General features: G+C 44.3%; 15 protein-coding genes. 11 read left to right on the plus strand and 4 right to left on the minus strand.

Translation table 11 applies throughout. The features are described from left to right. Window positions 1–3 precede the first annotated feature (3 nt). The 6 genes from rlmN (at window position 4) to spoVM (ending at window position 6,035) form a co-directional block, all read left to right on the plus strand. Window positions 4–1,044, plus strand: coding sequence for a 23S rRNA (adenine(2503)-C(2))-methyltransferase RlmN (gene rlmN / locus NST74_RS12195; protein WP_341112266.1), 1,041 nt, complete (start codon window positions 4–6; stop codon window positions 1,042–1,044). Between the two features lie 6 nt (window positions 1,045–1,050). Beyond that, entirely contained in the window at window positions 1,051–1,824 is a 774-nt protein-coding gene (locus NST74_RS12200) for a Stp1/IreP family PP2C-type Ser/Thr phosphatase (RefSeq protein WP_042126889.1), read from the plus strand. After that, on the plus strand, window positions 1,824–4,103 hold the full coding sequence (pknB, locus tag NST74_RS12205; protein ID WP_341112267.1) for a Stk1 family PASTA domain-containing Ser/Thr kinase: 2,280 nt from the start codon (window positions 1,824–1,826) through the stop codon (window positions 4,101–4,103). The genes NST74_RS12200 and pknB overlap by 1 nt, the downstream gene beginning before the upstream one ends. Window positions 4,104–4,202: 99 nt before the next feature. After that, on the plus strand, window positions 4,203–5,108 hold the full coding sequence (rsgA, locus tag NST74_RS12210; RefSeq protein WP_076117609.1) for a ribosome small subunit-dependent GTPase A: 906 nt from the start codon (window positions 4,203–4,205) through the stop codon (window positions 5,106–5,108). 3 nt (window positions 5,109–5,111) lie between these two features. Beyond that, window positions 5,112–5,777 (plus strand): ribulose-phosphate 3-epimerase, encoded by a 666-nt coding sequence (rpe, locus tag NST74_RS12215; RefSeq protein ID WP_042126895.1) that lies wholly within the window; start codon window positions 5,112–5,114, stop codon window positions 5,775–5,777. A gap of 177 nt (window positions 5,778–5,954) precedes the next feature. Further along, window positions 5,955–6,035: a stage V sporulation protein SpoVM gene (gene spoVM, locus NST74_RS12220; RefSeq protein ID WP_020431362.1), complete on the plus strand. Its 81-nt coding sequence runs from the start codon at window positions 5,955–5,957 to the stop codon at window positions 6,033–6,035. Window positions 6,036–6,137: 102 nt separating this feature from the next. On the opposite strand, the gene rpmB is transcribed toward spoVM, so the two are convergent. Further along, window positions 6,138–6,326, minus strand: coding sequence for a 50S ribosomal protein L28 (gene rpmB, locus NST74_RS12225; protein WP_036686205.1), 189 nt, complete (start codon window positions 6,324–6,326; stop codon window positions 6,138–6,140). 190 nt (window positions 6,327–6,516) lie between these two features. On the opposite strand from rpmB, the gene NST74_RS12230 reads away from it, so the two are divergent. The 4 genes from NST74_RS12230 to NST74_RS12245 all read left to right on the plus strand — a co-directional run bounded on the left by NST74_RS12230 (window position 6,517) and on the right by NST74_RS12245 (window position 11,664). Next, window positions 6,517–8,301, plus strand: a complete 1,785-nt coding sequence (locus tag NST74_RS12230) for a DAK2 domain-containing protein (protein WP_341112268.1) — start codon at window positions 6,517–6,519, stop codon at window positions 8,299–8,301. Window positions 8,302–8,385: 84 nt separating this feature from the next. Then, window positions 8,386–9,249, plus strand: a complete 864-nt coding sequence (locus tag NST74_RS12235; protein WP_042126899.1) for a DegV family protein — start codon at window positions 8,386–8,388, stop codon at window positions 9,247–9,249. A 9-nt stretch (window positions 9,250–9,258) separates the two neighbouring features. Then, complete coding sequence (gene recG, locus NST74_RS12240) at window positions 9,259–11,310, plus strand: ATP-dependent DNA helicase RecG (RefSeq protein WP_042126901.1); 2,052 nt, start codon at window positions 9,259–9,261, stop codon at window positions 11,308–11,310. 66 nt (window positions 11,311–11,376) lie between these two features. Then, the gene (locus tag NST74_RS12245; protein WP_042126904.1) at window positions 11,377–11,664 is read left to right on the plus strand and encodes a stage VI sporulation protein F; all 288 of its coding nucleotides are present in this window, start codon (window positions 11,377–11,379) and stop codon (window positions 11,662–11,664) included. A gap of 476 nt (window positions 11,665–12,140) precedes the next feature. Here NST74_RS12245 and NST74_RS12250 read toward each other — a convergent pair whose 3' ends face one another. Both NST74_RS12250 and NST74_RS12255 read right to left on the minus strand, forming a co-directional pair. Then, window positions 12,141–12,998: a YitT family protein gene (locus tag NST74_RS12250; RefSeq protein WP_341112269.1), complete on the minus strand. Its 858-nt coding sequence runs from the start codon at window positions 12,996–12,998 to the stop codon at window positions 12,141–12,143. 140 nt (window positions 12,999–13,138) lie between these two features. Then, window positions 13,139–13,393: a hypothetical protein gene (locus NST74_RS12255; RefSeq protein ID WP_341112270.1), complete on the minus strand. Its 255-nt coding sequence runs from the start codon at window positions 13,391–13,393 to the stop codon at window positions 13,139–13,141. An 890-nt stretch (window positions 13,394–14,283) separates the two neighbouring features. On the opposite strand from NST74_RS12255, the gene NST74_RS12260 reads away from it, so the two are divergent. Then, window positions 14,284–17,010 carry a calcium-translocating P-type ATPase, SERCA-type gene (locus NST74_RS12260; RefSeq protein ID WP_341112271.1) on the plus strand — a complete coding sequence of 909 codons (2,727 nt, stop codon included), beginning with the start codon at window positions 14,284–14,286 and terminating at the stop codon, window positions 17,008–17,010. Between the two features lie 96 nt (window positions 17,011–17,106). Here NST74_RS12260 and NST74_RS12265 read toward each other — a convergent pair whose 3' ends face one another. Next, a complete protein-coding gene (locus NST74_RS12265; protein ID WP_341112272.1) occupies window positions 17,107–18,042 on the minus strand; it encodes a C40 family peptidase in 936 nt (311 codons plus the stop codon). Window positions 18,043–18,215: the final 173 nt, after the last annotated feature.

Raw genomic sequence — 18,215 nt, forward strand, 5'->3', positions numbered from 1 at the left:
ATAATGAAACCTTTAATATATGATTTTTCTTTAGAAGAGTTACAGCAGTGGGCGAAAGATAACGGTGAGCCTGCTTTTCGTGGTGGACAGATTTTTGATTGGTTGTATGTAAAACGTGTAAGTGACTTCGAAGCCATGAGCAATTTGTCTAAAGGACTTCGTCAGAAGCTTAATGAGCAATTCTCCATTGCAGCGCTCACTGAGATTACTAAAATGGAATCGAAAGATGGAACAGTAAAATTCCTGTTTGGATTGCATGATGATCATGCAATTGAGACTGTTATCATGAAACATAATTACGGTAATAGCGTCTGTGTAACTACCCAAGTAGGCTGCCGAATCGGTTGTACATTCTGCGCCTCTACGCTTGGTGGGTTGAAGAGAGATTTGACTGCGGGTGAAATTGTAGCGCAAGTGGTACGTTCCCAACAGATCTTGGATGCGCGCGGCGAACGTGTCAGCAGTATTGTTATCATGGGTACTGGCGAGCCGTTTGAGAACTATGATGCAACCATGAGATTCTTGCGTCTTATGATTCATGAGAAAGGCCTGAATATCGGACAACGGCATATTACTGTTTCCACTAGCGGTATTGTGCCGAGCATTTATAAATTTGCAGAAGAAGATACACAGATAAATTTGGCAATTTCGATTCATGCACCTAACGATAAACTTCGTTCAAAGCTAATGCCGGTTAACCGCCGCTTTCCGTTTGATGATGTGATTGAATCTTTACGTTATTATCAAGCTAAGACGGGACGACGTGTCAGCTTTGAGTATGCTTTGATCGGTGGGGTGAACGATCAGCCGGAGCATGCTGAGGAATTAGCTGGTGTGCTTAAAAACATGCTGTGCCACGTCAATTTGATTCCAGTAAACCACGTGCCAGAGCGGAAATATGTACGTACTTCACGCAATGATATCTTTGAGTTTCAACGTATTTTGGCTGACAACGGTGTGAATGTTACCATTCGCCGTGAACAAGGCCATGATATCGCGGCCGCATGCGGACAGCTGCGCGCCAAACATATGGAGTTGGGGTGAGGATATTTGATCAGAACAGTTCATGCCAGCGATATTGGCCGAGTGCGCTCTGTCAATGAGGATTCGGTCTGGATCGGCACGACGCGCCACGGTTATACACTCGGCATAATTGCCGATGGGATGGGTGGACATCAGGCTGGTGAAACCGCGAGCAGGCTCGCTTTGGAGACGATGAGGAATACCCTAGAGGGGCTCCTGCCTGAGCTTCAAGACGAAGCCCTGCGTGATGCGTTATCAGCTGCTATTTTGGAAGCTAATAGCACTGTTTTTAAGGAGGCTTCCAGCGACGATAAGTATCATAATATGGGTACCACTGTCGTTGCTGCCTTGATGAATGGCTCAAGTGGTTATATTGGCCATATCGGGGACAGCAGAGCCTATTTAATAAAGGACAGTGCAGCAGTTCAATTAACCGAGGATCACACGCTAGTCAATGAGCTGTTCAAGAACGGTCAGATCAGTGTGGAGGAATTAGATAATCATCCGCGACGTAATGTGCTGACGAGAGCACTTGGAACAGATGCGGAGGTGGTAGCTGATTTAACTCCTGTTACTCTGCTACCCGGGGAACTTTTGCTTCTGTGCAGTGATGGTTTAAGTAATTTTGTTACCAATGAGCATTTGGGCAAGGTAGCGGGTATACATGAGATACCGTTAGAGGAAAGAGCGGACCGCTTACTTCAGTTGGCACTGCTTGCTGGCGGCGGCGATAATATTAGCGTCGCTTTGTTAGAACATCATGGAGAGGCCGCTGTGCCCGAAACAAAGGAGTGGGATTGATGATCGGTCACGAACTGGGCGGCCGTTACCAAGTCATCGAACGGATCGGCGGAGGTGGAATGGCGCTCGTCTATAGAGCACATGACATTCTTTTAAACCGAAACGTCGCCATTAAAGTATTGCGCAATCAATTTGTACATGATGAGGAATTTATCCGCCGTTTTAGGCGGGAGGCGCAATCAGCTGCATCATTGTCTCATCCGAATGTTGTTAGTATTTATGATGTAGGACAAGAAGACGAAATTCATTATATTGTCATGGAATATATTGAGGGCAAGAATCTTAATGAAATTATTAAAGAACGAGCGCCATTACAAGTTGACGAATCCGTACGGATCGCTTCACAAATCTGTGATGCCCTCGATCACGCTCATCAGAATCAAATTATTCATCGGGATATTAAACCACATAATATATTGATTGGGCGCAATGGCCGGGTGAAGGTAACGGATTTCGGTATTGCTCGTGCGGTTACATCTACAACCATTACTCAGACAGGATCTGTAGTGGGCTCCGTGCATTATTTCTCACCAGAGCATGCAAAAGGTGTATCTACAGGAGAGAAGTCCGATCTCTATTCATTAGGGATTGTACTCTATCAAATGCTTACAGGAAGTCTTCCATTCTTAGGGGAGAGTCCGATTAGCGTAGCTCTAAAACATCTTCAAGAAGAGTTTGAAGAGCCAAGGCTCTTGAATCCACTTATCCCGCAAAGCGTCGAGAATGTAATTCTGAGATCGATGCGTAAGAATCCGGAGGAGCGCTATCAGTCTGCAAAGCAAATGCTGCAGGATTTAGAAACCTGCTTGTTGCCTGAGCGGCGTAGTGAAGCCAAGGTTCTTTTTAACGACGAAGAAGACGAGGATCGAACACGGGTGATACCGGCGATTAAACCGATCCAAAGAAGCAATGGAAATCGTAATCATCGCCACGACCGGATGGATAATGATGAAGATGATGATTATGATGATGATCCGGTGCCTGTGAAAAAAGGTAAGAAACAATGGGCAAAACCTGCATTATGGATTGGTTTAACTTTAGTGTTACTGCTGGCTATGGCCAGTCTCGTGTGGTACGTTAAATCTCAATTAGTTGTTCCTGAAGTATCGGTTCCATACGTGGTCGGTAAACAGCTGGAACAAGCGAAGACTGAACTTGAGGATTTGGGGCTTGAGGTTGCTGATCCTATACTGTATGACTACAGTCCGAATTTCGAAGAGAATGTGGTCATGAAGCAAAGTAGGGAAAAGGACGCCAAAGTGAAAAAGGGAGCCTCCCTAATTCTAACTGTGAATACGGCGAAACCTTTAACTAAGATGCCAGATGTAACGAATTACACTTTCGACGAAGCGGTTAAAATGCTGATGGCTAAGGGTGTACCCCAGACTCAAATTAAGAATGAACCTCTCTTCGATGAAAATACGGCGGTGGGTAAGGTTGTAAAATCAGACCCAGCCCTTGACAGCGAGTTTGATCCTGAGACGGTTTCAATCATCCTCTACGTCAGCAAAGGGGAAGAAAGTGTCACGATGCCAGATCTCATCGGTATGACGGAGAGTGAAGCAAAGGCAGCCCTCGAAGCCGCTAAGCTGGTACTTGGTGATGTAAAAGAAGAATCCAGCTTCACGGTTGAAGAAGGTAAAGTAACGAAGACTTGGGCTTATGAAAAAGGTATCCCTGTTCCTCCTGGAACTGCGATTACGATTTACTTAAGTACAGGTTATCCACCTGAAGCCCTGAATTATACCTTTAATGTGCCGGTAGCTCCTGCACAGGACGGGAAAAAGAGCAAAATTAGGATTGAGTATGTAGATGCGCGGAATAATGGAGAGAAACAGGATTGGGGAACGCGTACCATTGGAAAGAGTCAAGTATTGTCCGTTAATTTGGTGCTTGCTCCGAATAAAGATGGTTCTGTTATTGTTACCCGGGACGGTGTGCTTTTAGACACTTATGTGATTCCATATATTGATGCGAAGAATGGCACGGTGCAAGAACCTGAACCACCAACGGTTCCCACCCCGCAGCCGACTGAGACACCAATAGAACCGACTCCTACTGCTGAACCGACCATTGAACCAGAGATCCTGCCTCCAAGTTCAGACAACGAAGGTTCTACTAATACTGGATCAGCCAATCAGACGGGATTCCTTACTAACAGTTCACTGAATAATGAATCGACCAATAATGGCAACAACAAGAACAAGAACAATAATAAAAATAATGATAAGCACAATAATAAAAACAACAATAAATCTAAAGATAAAAGCGATAACTAATCAGGGTAGAAGTGCTTGAACAGTTATAGCAGCGAAGTGACCCGGGGATTTCAAACTTGGGTCATTTTCGCAAAATCAGGAGAGGAAGGCTCACTATGTATGCCTGAAGGAATAATAGTAAAGGCGTTAAGCGGGTATTATTACGTAAAACCGCTTCGTGAAGGGTTAATAGCGGCAGAGGAAGATTCTGTCCAATGCAGAGGAAGAGGCATACTTAAGAAAAAGGGGATCGCTCCCCTTGTGGGTGATCGCGTGATCTATATGCTGACTGAGCATGGAGAAGGGATGGTGGATGAGCTTCTTCCAAGAGAATCTGAGCTAATCCGTCCACCTGTAGCGAATGTAAGTCTTGCCGTTCTGCTATTTTCTGTGCGGGAGCCTGATATGAACCTGAACCTATTGGACAAGTTTCTGGTTCATATTGAGCATTCAGGACTAGAACCCTTAATTGTTCTGACCAAACAGGATTTGGCTAATGATGATGGTGAAGCTACTAAGTATGTTAAAGAGCTCTATGAGGACATTGGTTATGAAGTGATGGTTACAAGCTCGCTTACAGGAGCAGGCAGTGATGAACTAAGAAAGCGACTTACGGGCGGCATCAGTGTATTTGCGGGTCAATCCGGGGTAGGAAAGTCGACCTTATTGAATCGTATTGTTCCAGGTCTTAAGCTGGAGACAGGCGAGATCAGTCTACGGCTAGGCCGTGGCCGTCATACTACTCGGCATGTAGAACTGATGGATATTGGCGGGGGCGGCTTTGTGGCGGATACCCCTGGTTTTAGTCAGCTTGATTTTCTTGAGCTTGGTGTTGAAGAGCTCTCTACTTGTTTCCGTGAATTTGCCAACTACGCAGGAGATTGTAAATTCCGTGGTTGTAGTCATCAGCATGAACCAGGCTGTCGAGTCATCGAGGCATGGAAAGCTGGGAAAATCGCCGATAGCCGGTACGAGCATTACAAATTATTTTTTAATGAAATGAAAGATAAAAAGCGGAGGTACTAAGTCATGATACGAATAGCACCATCTATATTGTCAGCCGATTTCGCAAGTTTAGGCTCAGAGGTTGCAGAAGCTGAGATCAGTGGTGGAGATTGGATCCACGTGGATGTAATGGACGGTCATTTTGTTCCGAATATAACGCTTGGTCCACCCATCGTAAAAGCAGTCTCGGTACATACCAAGCTTCCACTTGATGTTCATTTGATGATTGAGTCTCCAGAACGATATATTTCTGATTTTGCTGCCGCAGGCGCTAGTGTAATCACTGTACATGCTGAGGCATGCGTTCATTTACACCGTGTGGTGCATCAGATCAAGGAATTGGGTCTTAAGGCAGGAGTAGCTATTAATCCAGGCACTCCGGCATCAGCGGTGCGTGAGGTGCTTGAGGATGTGGATATGGTTCTCGTGATGACCGTCAATCCAGGCTTTGGAGGTCAAGCATTTATTCCTAACACTTTGCGCAAAATCACTCAAATTAGAGAATGGGCAAATGAAGTCAATCCGAATTTGCTTATTGAAGTTGACGGTGGCGTTTCGGAAGCTACAGCGCCATTGGTTGTCAGTGCAGGGGCAGATGTTTTGGTTGCAGGAAATGCAGTTTTTGGCCGGAGTGATCGTGCTGCAGCCATCCTTGAAATTCGTGAAGCAGCGGAAGCGGCACTTCGTTAAAAAAAATAGGCTGTTACGACTAAAGGTATAGGCCAAGTCCTTGACGCATAAATATGGTTACATGAGCAGAAATCTCATGTAGCCTTTTTTGTTTTGGCAGGGAGGACTGCAGTACGTTAACGATAGAACAAGAAGAAAGTCTCCTGCGTACGGCATGAATTGATGGGAGGGTAAACCATGAAATTTTACACGTTTAAGCTGCCTAGGTTTTTAGGAGGTTTTGTTAAAGCGATTTTGAACACATTTCAGAAGAGTTGAGCTTGAAACAGAACAGCAAACATGAAAAAAAGCACCTTACAAATGTAAAGGGTGCTTTTTGCTTCATATGAGTGATCGCTCGGTCTTTAAAATTGCAAAAGACTAAACGCGTTCAACTTTACCGGCTTTCAAAGCACGGGTGCTGACGTACACGCGTTTTGGTTTACCGTTCACGAGGATACGGACCTTCTGAACGTTAACTCCCCAAGAACGACGGTTGCGGTTATTGGCGTGAGACACGTGGTTGCCGCTGCTCGGTTTCTTGCCTGTTACTGCACATTTGCGGGACATAGATTACACCTCCTTATTCCTAACACCTGCATAAACAATACTTATCTATAATATCACAGCAAATTTTGCTACGTCAACCGATTCAAAAACATTTATTTCTTTTAATACTTATAGTACAATGTAAATTAGTGCATTATGTCCTGTTAATCATAGAATGATTAGGCATGAAGTTAGGAAGGGGAATTCTCAATTGAGTAAGCGTTCTATAAACGGAACAGATTTTACCGCTATGGTATTGGCTGGAGCGGATAAGCTGCAACAGCATGCAGAACACGTCAATTCCCTAAATGTTTTTCCGGTTCCAGACGGAGATACCGGAACAAACATGAATTTGACGATGACCGCAGGTGCGAATGAATTGAAGAAAAATAATACTACGTCTGTTGGTCAATGTGCAGGTGTACTCTCAAAGGGCTTATTAATGGGCGCTCGGGGGAACTCCGGTGTTATTTTGTCCCAGTTGTTCAGAGGTTTTAGCAGATCTGCAGCTCAACATGATGAGCTGAACACACAGCAATTCGCTGCTGCACTGCAAAACGGAGTGGACGCAGCCTATAAAGCGGTTGTGAAGCCTGTAGAGGGAACTATTCTTACAGTGGCTAAAGAGGCTGCTAGACATGCTGTCTACTTTGCTCGCCGAACCACGGATGTTACAGAGCTTATGACAGAGGTATTGGCCAAAGCAAAAGAAGCCTTAGCCTATACACCTGAACAATTGCCTGTCTTGAAGCAAGTCGGTGTAGTAGATTCTGGCGGTCAAGGTCTGGTCTACATTTATGAAGGGTTTCATCAACATCTAACGAGCGGAAGCTCCAGTGTGTCTGAACCTGTAAAAGGACAACCTCAGGCACCAGTTGTGCCAGCATCTATACCGGTGTTAAAGAAACCTGAAAGTGAACTGTCTTCTGTACAGTCTTCTGCGCAATCTCAGCTTTCTACAGAGGACATAGAATTTCTATATGATATGGAGTTCTTCATTAATCGTCAGTTAGGCGGCAACGTGAGAACGGATTTTGATGAGGAAACCTTTAGGAAAGCGTTGTCAGTAAATGGTGATTCCATCATTGTAATTTCGGACGATGAAACAATTAAAGTGCATGTGCATTCCAAGTCTCCAGGTGAAGTCTTGAATCTGGCACTCCTCTATGGGGAGATTACGCAGATTCACATTCTTAACATGCGTGAGCAACACCGTGACTTGCTAACCGCAGGCATGGATATTGCACCTATGCCAGATGTTTTTGCTGATATGCCGGATGAGAAGAGTCGAGTACATTCATCTCCAGCTGAACCACCGGCAGATGATTTAGCCCCTTACGGCTTCATCGCAGTATCATCAGGCGCTGGGATTGCCGATATTTTCAAGAGCCTCGGTGTGGACGTTGTCCTTGCTGGAGGTCAGACTATGAATCCTAGTACAGAGGATTTCGTGAACGCGATCTCTTCTATATCTGCAAAGCATGTTTACATTCTTCCTAATAACTCCAACATTGTGCTTGCCGCTCAGCAAGCTAAAGATCTCTTGGAGGGCGAACGTGAGATTACAGTCATTCCAAGTAAAAGCATTCCTCAAGGCATTGCTGCAGCCTTCGCATTCCAAGAAGAGGATTCCGTGGAGACTAATTCAGGGAATATGCTAGAAGCAATTACTCATGTTAAATCTGGACAAGTAACGAATGCTGTCCGTGACACAAGCTTCGATGATCTGGAGATTAAATCCGGACAATTTATCGGAATTTCTAACTCCAAAATTGTCGCGGCCGCAGATGATCTCTTGGCTGCAAGTCAGGCACTGCTGTCCAATATGCTTGAGAATGGTGATGAAATTGTTACGATCCTTATTGGAGCTGAGACCGATTCTGAGGTCACAGATTCATTAAGTGAGTGGCTGGAAGCGACTTACCCTAATGTGGAAGTAGAGATTCATGAGGGTGGCCAACCCCTTTATTATTATCTTTTCTCCGTAGAGCCATAGATAGTTGCTGAGGGCTCTATAATTGATCAAGGGCAACCTGTTAATTACGTAGTTGGCAAAATTATAGTATGGGGGAGATAATCCATGAATCGTACCATCATCGTCACCGACAGCACATCTGATATCCCGCCAGCAATGGCGGAAACGTATGGCATTGAGGTCGTCCCTTTGACCTTAATGTTCGGCGAAGAGGCTTTCCGGGACAATCTGGATATGACTCCGGAGCAGTTCTATGAGCGCCTTCCCCGCTCGTCACAGTTGCCGACAACTTCTCAACCTTCACCGGTTGAATACATGAATGTGTACCGTGATATTCTGGTACGTTATCCGGGAAGTCCTATTCTTTCGTTTCATATTTCTTCAGGACTGAGCGGTACGTACCAATCTGCACTTTTAGCTAAATCGATGTTGGAGGAAGAGGGAGAAGGAATCACAGTGGTTGATTCTCTCTCCGCTTCTTACGGTTTTGGATTTATGGTGGTGGAAGCCGCCAGATTGGCTGCAGAGGACAAGAGTCCAGAAGAGATTCTTGAAGCTGTAGAGAGTTTACGCCAATCGCGCAAGCTTTACTTCTTGGTAGATACACTTGAATATTTACAAAAAGGCGGGAGAATTGGAAAAGCCTCGGCCATTCTGGGAACGCTTCTTAATATTAAACCGATCCTGTCTATTGATGCAGAAGGAATAATTTATGCAGTGGAGAAAGTTAGAGGCCGTAAGAAGGCAATTGCCCGTATGATTGAACTGTTCAAGAAGGATATTCAAGGCGTAGACAAAATCAATGTGGCCGTGGGTCATACGGCTGAACCGGCTTCCGGTGAAGAGTTCTTGCAAGAGCTGTCAGGACACTTCACATTAGAAGAGAAAGTGCTGACGAACGTTGGCCCTGTCGTGGGTAGCCATGTCGGAAACGGTACGTTAGCTGTATTCATTTGGCCTGCAAAATGAGGGATGGATATGACACTGTCATTAAATCAAATTGAAGTAAAAAACATAACTGGCGTGAGTGCTCAAAAGCAAAGCGAGCTTCACGCCTTTGGCGTCTTTACGGTAAAGGATTTGTTAGAATATTATCCGTTCCGTTACGAGGATTATCGACCACGATCGCTGAGTGAAACCAAACATGGGGATAAAGTGACTACAGAGGCTAAAGTGATCGGTATTCCTGTGCTGCAGCGTTTTGGAGGCAAATCACGACTAAGTTGTAAAATGGTTGCGGAGCCTTGGATGTTCACAGCAACATGGTTTAATCGTCATTACGTGCGAGAGCAGCTTACTGTGGGGAGAGAAATTGTACTCACAGGTAAATGGGACCAGAAGCGAAATCAAATTACAGTGACGGATTATGAATTCCCTGATCGCGGGGAAGGGAAGACGGGAACACTGCAGCCTGTTTATTCTGTCGGTGGCAAGATCACGCAGTCTTGGATCCGGAAAAGCATTAATCAGGCACTTCAGCAATATGGAGATCTAATTCCCGAAATACTACCGCATTCTATTATGCGGCAATATGATTTTATGCCCCGTAAACGGGCGATTGCTACCATTCATAGGCCAGAGGACACACGTGAAGGTCAGCAGGGACGCCGCAGGATGGTGTATGAGGAGTTATTTCTGTTCCAGTTGAAGATGCAGGCATTCCGGGTACTCAATCGCGGTAGGATGGATGGTGTAGTTCATACTGTGGATAACGCAACCGTTCGTCAGTTTGTTCGCAGCTTACCTTTTGAGCTTACAGATGCTCAGAAACGTGTGGAGCTGGAGATTTTACATGACCTGCGATCGCCATATTGTATGAATCGTCTGCTACAAGGTGATGTGGGTTCTGGTAAAACGGTGCTAGCGGCCGTGGCGCTTTTTGCTACCGTACGATCCGGTTTTCAGGGGGCGCTTATGGTGCCTACTGAGATATTAGCGGAGCAGCATATGCGCTCTCTCACAAAGATGTTTGAGCCGTTTGGGATTACGGTTGGACTCTTGACGGGTAGTGTAACTGGACGGAAACGTAAAGAATTGCTAGCTTCTCTTCAAATGGGGATGCTCGATATCGTTGTAGGTACGCATGCTTTGATTCAGGAGGATGTATTTTTCCGTGATCTGGGTCTCGTAGTAACGGATGAGCAGCATCGGTTTGGTGTAAACCAGCGAGGTGTATTGCGGCGTAAAGGATATAATCCGGATGTACTTACGATGACTGCAACGCCTATTCCGCGTACACTTGCGATTTCAGTTTTTGGAGATATGGATGTTTCTACTCTATCGGAAAGACCGAAAGGCCGAGTGCCAATAACCAGTTATTGGGTCAAGCATGATCTCATGGATCGTGTCTTGAATCTGATTAAGCGTGAAATAGAGCTGGGACGCCAAGCTTATCTAATCTGTCCGCTCATTGAAGAATCGGAAAAACTGGATGTGCAAAATGCAATTGATTTGCATATTCAGATGAGCCAAGCTTTTCCTAACTATAAAGTTGGTCTCTTGCATGGGAAAATGTCTCCTGCTGAAAAAGATGAAGTGATGAGAGCATTCTATAATAATGAATTGCAGCTCCTAGTGTCCACAACAGTTGTAGAGGTGGGCGTAGACGTTCCTAATGCCACACTGATGATTATTATGGATGCAGACCGGTTCGGATTATCTCAGCTACACCAGCTGCGTGGACGGGTTGGTAGAGGGCAGCATGCCTCTTATTGCGTACTGGTAGCTGATCCGAAATCTGAAATCGGGCGTGAACGAATGACAGCGATGACCGATACAGATGATGGATTTGAGATTTCTCGGAGAGATTTGGAGCTGCGAGGTCCTGGTGACTTTTTTGGAACCAAGCAGAGTGGATTACCGGAGTTCCGCCTGGCGGATATGACGGCTGACTTTGAAGTGCTGGAGCAGGCGCGTGATGATGTGGCTGAACTGCTTAAGGATGAGAAGTTCTGGACATCTCCTGAATATGCTCCGCTACGGCTTTATTTACAAGGTGAGCAAATATTCCAAGGGGAATTAATTGACTAAGTAGGCACATCTAACACCTCAGCCTCATATACTGTGAAAGATTGGATATGACGGGAGGTGCTACACTTGGGTTATCAACAATTCGGAATTAGCCCTCAGCTCGTGGAACGCATCAAGCTGAAGATGAAAAATTCGACTGTCAAAGATCGTATCAAAAATATGATTAACGGCATCTCGAAACAGGAGTTACAGGACCCGGCGGTTGTCCGCAGGCTGGTACGGAATGCGTCAGGTGTACTGAGCGAGAAATTGACCTCGACGCAGGAAGACCAAATTGTGAAATTTATAATCGCTCAGAAAATTGATCCGAACAACACCTTCCATTTGATCCGTTTGTGGGGAATGTTCCGTTAGAAAAGTCACTAACGAGTATAGGGTGGATTTGAGGTTGATCCCCAGCTTACTAAAAGAGAGAAGCTGTCTCAAAAGTAGTGAATGCTACTTATGGGCAGTTTCTTTTTTTGCTGCTAAAGTCTTGAGAGTAATTAGGGAAAAGCTCCCTGAAAATACCCGATAATTGCTCGAAATGAATTAAATCAGGGAATTTCTCCCTATAAATCGGATTAATATCTATAAATACCACCAAATTAGGTGAATTATAGGGAGGAATTCCCTAATTATTGATCTGTTGAGCAATAATGACTGAATTATAGGGAGATTTTCCCTAATTGTTTATGAGAGCCTGATCCGGTATCCAAGCCCAGCCTAAAACATAAAAAGAAGCGCTTCTCAGGTTATTGGGAAGCGCTTCTTCACTTACGCGGCTCTTAGAATAATAAAGGCTGTCTTCGAACAAAGAAGATAAACTTATCGAATAGCTCTATTTGTTATTAGTGCTGGTTAACCTGTCTTGGATCACCAATAGCTGATTTGAACACAATTTGGCTGTCGGGATCACAATCAAGGACGATCGTCCGCAGCTGATGTTCTTCCATTCTGTTGATCAGACAGAATAATGTACTAAGCTCTCCATTCTCCCCTGAGCCTTCAGCAAGCCCAACTTCTCGACCTAGTGAAGCTTCGAGCGCTTCTTGGATATCCATACAATGACTGCTGGTAATCCATGCAGCCCGAGAAGCGGATAACCCTCGGAGTGAGAATCTCACACCTTCGAAGGCTAATAAGTAAGCAAGAATGGAATACATTGCTTGCTCCCAGCCAAATAACGTGCCTGCAATAAGCAAGATAGCACAGTTCAGAATCATGATGACGATTTCGGTTGACTTTGGCGGTCCGCCACTCAGAAGTGAATATCCTTGGTCACTGGCATATTTGTTCACACCACCAAATCGGACAGATATTCCGATACCAAGCCCTAAACAGATCCCGCCTGCCATTGCAGCAGGTAAAGGATCGCTAATGACTGCAGGGAAACGGTGAAGAGCAAGTGAAGCAATGGTCAAGCAAGTTAATCCGAGAACGGTATACAGGGCAAAGCGAACATTGACTTGTTTTCGAGACATAAATATAAAAGGGAGATTGAATAAAAACAGAAATAATCCAAGCTGCATTTCAGTGGTATGAGCGAATAATGCTGATAAACCTGTGATTCCTCCAACCACAAGCCCATGTGGTATAAGAAATAATTCTAATCCTACAGCGGCAAGTAGTGCTCCCGCAATAACAGTGAGAACTCGTAATATAGAATTGTTTCGTAGCTGTTGATGTTGCTTTGTCTTGATTTTCAATTTTTTCCCTCCTTTAACAGGGGAAACAACTTTATTCATGTTTGCATGGTACGTCAGTCTTTTTGGACATTTTTGCAGCATATCGTTTCTCGAATTTGAATATTATATCCAATATTTTATAATACATATAGATTCCTTCGTTAGAAGGGGGCCGAAGATAGCAAGAAGTACATACATAGCTCAAATAGCGGTAGAATAGCCGGTAATCCGCCTGCTTTATCCAAATTGGCCATAGTAATCGAAAAATAGCTATGTGAGACTATACTTAAACCGATAAAAGGTGAAGCATGCGGGCTGAGACCGGCACTGCGTCCGGCTAACAAGCCTGCGACAAAGTTCCTGATTAGTGTAACAATGACTGCTGCGATAGAGTAACAGAGCGCCTCACCACCCAAGGTGAGTGGATCTATTGTCAGTCCGAAGCTAAAGAAGAAGATAGTCCCAGAGAAATCACAATAAATGTAGTCGTTTAATATTCACGAAATGAGAAGTGAATTTTAGCACGTACAGCCGCAGTCGAAGCATGAATTTATAAATTACCGGACGAAATATAATTGAAAGGAAAGGGAGCATTGCGGTTAATGCTATGGAGCGCTGTCCCCATTGTTCAATTATTTTGATAGCTCCAATTTGTGGAATGATTTTGGGAGCTGTCCGCACAGGAGGTATAGATTTGCGTTCATAGTGTTCAATTTCGGGAGTTGTATGTTCTTGTTTTGTAGTCGTTAAGCTTCCAGACCAAGTGATTGGAAATGAGGAAATCAAACCCAAAACTAAAAAGATCCGAAGAAGCCAAAGTAAGGACATACGCGCTATATATTGCACTAAAATAACACCTCCCAACTGCATGTAGTATAAAAAGCATAACATACCTTTTTACATGAATCCAAATTTTTTGTGAAAAATATTCTTTAAAAGGAAAAGAAAATAAGAAACTGACGGGGATAATTGAAGTAATTCGCAGTAAATATATCTTTTATTATCAAGTTTAAGTCAGCAGGGATAAATTTGAGCAAATCGCGGGATTTTAACGGTTTTTTCTAGCGCAGTCCTATATGATCATTCTATTCGAAAAATGCATTGATTTGTGAGCAGCGACCAGTTATTTTGTTACGTTCCAGCTTGATGAAGGCAATCGTTTGGAGCTACATGTAATAGAGCTTGAAGTCTGAACTACCGAATTTCTAAAATTGTACATAACGTTCTAGAATCACCATGCCTTTTTTGGGTAAGACTCATATGAGAGGTTTTACCAGAATCTCAATCCCGGAAGGAGGCAATGGTCTTGAATTCAAATGAACCAAAATCGCAGGGGCAGGTTCCTTTTCATACACTGAGCGAGGAAGAAGTGCTCAAAAGGCTGGAAACTCGGAAAGATGGCTTGTCTTCCGGTGAAGCCGCTAAACTTCAGGAGAAGTATGGGAAGAACGTACTTCAAGAGGCAAAGACCAAATCACTGTTAGGAAAATTTATTGAGCAGTTTAAAAATGTCATGATCTTTATTTTGCTCGTGGCAGCTGTATTGTCTGGGATTTTGGGAGAATGGACAGATACAATCATTATTTTGTTAGTAGTAGTCCTGAATGCGGTGCTTGGCGTTATTCAGGAAAATAAAGCAGAGCAAGCTTTAGATGCCCTAAAAAGTATGTCCTCTCCGCATGCCAGGGTGCGGCGTGGAGGTCAGGTCTCTGAAATTAAAAGTGAAGACCTCGTACCAGGGGATATCGTATTACTGGAAGCTGGAAACGTGGTTCCGGCAGATATTAGGCTGTTAGAAGCTGCTTCTTTGAAAACAGAGGAGGCCGCATTAACCGGAGAATCATTACCTTCAGAAAAGAAGGTAGGTGTGCTTGAGGGAAGCGATATTGTTATCGGGGATCGTACCAATATGGCTTATATGAGCAGTAATGTAACTTACGGTAGAGCGGTTGGTGTAGTCACATCTACAGGAATGCAGACTGAAGTCGGCAGGATCGCCGGATTTATCTCGGAAGAAGAGAATGATATCACACCGCTGCAAAAGAAACTGGACGAACTAGGAAAATACTTTACTTTTATTATTCTTGGTGTTTGTGTAGTCATCTTTGCCGTCGGTATATTTGAGGGTAGAGAGCTTCTTGATATGCTTCTGACCTCAATCTCACTTGCAGTAGCGGCGATTCCTGAAGGGCTGCCAGCCATTGTTACCATTATCTTAGCCCTCGGAGTGCAGCGGATGGCTAAACGTAAAGCGATCATTCGCAAGCTCCCCGCTGTAGAGACGCTCGGAAGCACCGAAATTATATGCTCTGACAAGACCGGAACATTGACACTGAACAAGATGACTGTCGAAAAAGTGCATGTCAATGGAACTACGAAAGAAGCAGCAGAAGGGCTTGAGGGGACGCTAGGCGGCGAACTTTTACTTCAGGCCATGACGCTTTGTAATGATTCCAGTATTGACGAAGGGAAGTCTCCTAAGGATTCTGGAGGGAATGAAGGAGCCAAGGACACGCAAACCAAGAGTGGTAAAGCGATTATTGGCGATCCCACGGAAACTGCATTAGTGGATTACGCACTCAGTATTGGTACTGACAAAAGGGATTTAGAAAAGAAATTCCCGCGTAAAAACGAACTGCCATTTGACTCCGATCGCAAGCTGATGACGACGATTCATGAAGTTGAAAATGGACGTTATCGTGTATTAACGAAAGGTGCTCCAGATGTACTTTTATCCAAATGCAGCCATATTCTTGTGGATGGAGAAATCGTCCTTTTTAAAGAGGAACATTCACGACAAATCATGGAAAGTAATAAAATGCTTGCGAACGATGCACTCCGGGTTTTGGCATTTGCTTACAGAGATGAAGAGCAGCTACCGTCCAATATCTCACCGGATACTACAGAGAAAGAACTAGTATTTATCGGTTTAGTCGGTATGATTGATCCGCCGCGTGAGGAAGTGCGGGATGCGGTAGCCATCTGTCGAAAAGCAGGGATAAGACCTGTAATGATTACAGGAGATCATCGAGATACAGCAGCGGCCATAGCCAAAAGATTAGGGATTATCGAAGATGAAACAGGTGTATTAACTGGTAGTGAGCTGGATAAATTTAGTGAAGAGGAATTTGCTGAGAAAGTCACTGATTATTCGGTTTATGCACGGGTATCTCCTGAACATAAAGTCCGGATTGTGAAGGCGTGGAGAAAAAAAGGAAAGATTGTTGCCATGACTGGTGATGGAGTGAATGATGCTCCTGCGCTTAAGTCATCAGATATCGGTGTGGGAATGGGAATCACGGGAACAGATGTGGCTAAGGGCGTCTCCGACATGGTGCTCGCAGATGATAACTTCACGACCATAGTTGTTGCTGTTGAAGAAGGACGGAAAGTATATAGCAATATCCGTAAGGCAATCCAGTTCCTGCTCTCCGCCAATCTTGGTGAGGTTCTTACGCTATTCATTGCGACAATGATCGGTTGGCGTATTCTCGAGCCGATTCATATTCTGTGGATTAATCTTGTTACTGACACCCTACCTGCGCTTGCCCTAGGGCTTGAAAAAGCGGGGGACGATCTGATGTCGAAAAAACCACGAAAAGCGAGCAGCAGTATCTTTGCTGGTGGTGTGGGAATCGGGATCATCTACCAGGGTATATTAGAGGCTGCGCTTACACTGCTCGTGTACCAATGGGCACATACGCATTACAATGAGGGTATTGCGGTTACGATGGCATTCGCCACATTAGGATTACTGCAAATTTCTCATGCGTTTAACGTCAGATCCAATACGAAATCGCTGTTTCAGATTGGCTGGTTCAGCAACCGGTATATGCTGTGGGCATCACTGATCTCTACATTAATGTTGGTGCTGGTAATCATCATCCCTGGACTGAATGATTGGTTTGGTGTCTCGCATTTAAGCGGATCACAGTGGGGAATCGTAGTTGCTGCAGCATTGGCGATTATATTGATCGTAGAGCTTGTAAAACTGTTTGTACGTTTAAGCGGTAAAGGGAAGAACTGGGACTAAAAATCCCACTTTTTGTTGCAACAAAGAAAGCCTGAACCCTCCAGAACGGAGGATTCAGGCTTTCTCAATATGTGGCCTTTTGGCTGTTAATGTGGGTTACAGAATGCGCTGCATATGCAGGATTACGTTGCTCCAATACCCTGTGTCGAGATCACTGATCTGAACCCCGGGATCTCCCCATGTGTGAATGAATTTCCCATCTCCAATGTAAATACCGACATGCCCAGGGATAGCGTCACTTTCAAAGCGACCTGGGACAGTGAAGAAGATCAGATCGCCCACATCTAGCGCACTGCGTTGAACGCGATTACCTAAATTATCTTGATCCTTGGCTAGGCGTGGTAAGTTTACTCCGAATTTTTTGAATACATGCCTTGTAAAAGAAGAGCAATCAAATTTCTTGGTTTCTTCATAAGGTCCGGTGCCGAATTCATAAGGCACACCCAAGAATTTTTTGGCATAAGAAACTAATTCCTTCTTGTCAGCTTCAGAAATACTTTGGATGCGAATGGGTTTAGATCCATTCTTTGTTTTAGCAGATGGTGATTTTATAATACTTTCATGATCGGTCGGTGTGGCAATGTTGATTTCCCCAGACTGTGGATTCCAACCCACTTCCGTTTGAAGAAATTTAGATAATGCTAAAGGTGTGATATAGATTTGTCCTTCTTGTCGTCTAGGTGCCTGCGGTAGTGTGATTTTTTCACCTAAGGAGAAAACCTGAGTAGAGCCAGGACGTAGCATATACATAACATCACTGTAGCCAATCTTGGTGTATCCTCCATGAGTAGCATCATCTTTCATTCGATATCCGAGTGAAGCAATTGCAGGTTTGAGTGGAATCCAGTACTTTCCTTGAGCATCTGTGATGGATGACTTTTCATAATAACTAGAGGCTTGCATGCCATCAGGTGTTACAGCGTTTATCTTGGGTTTTTGTGATTGTGATGAGTAACTACACGCAGTACTTGATAAAACAACAGCAAGCAATACAGTAGCAGTGGACAGTATTTTTTTGTGGTTACCAGGCATATGACACGCTCCATATTCAAACTGTAGGTTAAGTTTGTGCAGGGGGCTTTTTTTTATGTAATGCGGCTCAAGGCAATCACTGTAAGACACAACCAAGTCCTTCCTATATTGGTGAGTAATGCGCTATGAAATTTGTAATCTATGGAAGTTGGATAAGTGATTGACGGATAAAC

The organism is Paenibacillus sp. FSL F4-0125 (assembly GCF_038008565.1).
Lineage (GTDB): Bacteria > Bacillota > Bacilli > Paenibacillales > Paenibacillaceae > Paenibacillus_AQ.